Raw genomic sequence first — 668 nt, 5'->3', positions numbered from 1 at the left:
CACCCCCACGCCGGAGGCGCTGCGCGAGCATGCCGCCGCCATCCTGCCGTCGTACATGGTCCCGGCGGTCGTCATGGTCCTCGACCGGTTCCCCCTCGGCGGCACCGGCAAGATCGACCGGGCGGCGCTCCCCGCCCCGGACGGCCGACGCCCCGACCTCGGCGTCGACTACGTCGCACCTGGCACCGAGCACGAGCGACTCGTCGCCACCGTGTTCGCCACCGTCCTCGGCATCGACCGGGTCGGCGTCCACGACAGCTTCTTCGACCTCGGCGGCACGTCCCTGCAGTCGGCGGCCGTGGCCACCGGCATCGACGAGGCCGCCGACGTGGTCGTCCCCGTGTCCCAGATCCACCGCACTCCGACCCCGCACGCGCTCGCCGCGTGGCTCGCCACTGCGCCGCGGCGTACGGGCACCACCCCGGCCGCCGGCCAGGGCCGCCAGCGTCCCGGGCCGGTGCCCCTCGCGCAGCAGGTGGCCAAGTGCCTGATGTCGCCCCTGGAGGTCGTGGTCCCGGTGAGCTGGTGGGTCGAGGGCGACCTCGACCTGCGGGCGTTGATGGCCGCGCTCGGCGACGTGCACCGCCGGCACGAGGCCCTGCACGCCCGCTACCGGCGGGTGGAGCCGCCGGTAGCGCTGGTCCCGGCGAACCCGGGTATGCCGCAAC

1 protein-coding gene is annotated in these 668 nt (G+C 75.6%); it reads left to right on the top strand.

Going from position 1 to position 668, the window contains the following annotated elements:
- Positions 1 to 668: phosphopantetheine-binding protein (locus ACVMYR_RS33140; RefSeq protein ID WP_431898322.1), on the top strand; the 668-nt coding region annotated here is incomplete at both ends.

The sequence above is a fragment of the Micromonospora sp. PTRAS2 genome (assembly GCF_054052245.1).
Note: the sequence above shows the minus strand (reverse complement) of the source record. Positions and strands in the feature narration are given on the sequence as shown.